This window comes from Mesorhizobium sp. M8A.F.Ca.ET.161.01.1.1 (assembly GCF_004792105.1).
GTDB lineage: Bacteria > Pseudomonadota > Alphaproteobacteria > Rhizobiales > Rhizobiaceae > Mesorhizobium.
In genome coordinates, this window is record NZ_SRTD01000109.1 from 1 (window position 1) to 409 (window position 409).

Annotated in this window: 1 protein-coding gene; it reads right to left on the bottom strand. The window is 61.6% G+C overall.

The window, feature by feature from the left end:
- Positions 1 to 87: 87 nt before the first annotated feature.
- The coding region (locus EN804_RS37510) for a cytochrome c (protein WP_189602161.1) at positions 88 to 409 on the bottom strand (322 nt) is incomplete at its 5' end.

Sequence of the window (409 nt, forward strand, 5' to 3'; positions counted from 1 at the left end):
TTTCGCGGCAGAGCGCTATGCCGGAAACCGGTATCACCGAGGCCGAAGCGCGCCATGTCGCGGCCTATCTTTATGCTCACTGACGGGTCACGGATGCGGGGTTTGCCTTGCCGGCAAGGCCTTGATGTAGCGGGTAATCGCGTCGCGATCTTCCTGTGGCAACTGCGAAAGATTGGCGACCACGTCCACCATTGCGGACCCGACATGTCCGTCCTGTGGCTTCTGGCCTGTTGCGAGCATGGTAGAGATGTCGGTCTGCGTCCACCTGCGGAGACGTGTCGGCGTGATGTTTGGCACAAAGCCCGTGCCTTCCGCGTCGGGACCACCAGCGAAACGGGTTTCCGGGCGGATGGCGGCGAAGATATTACGGCTGGAATGGCATTCGGCACAGTGGGCAAGCGTCTCCGTC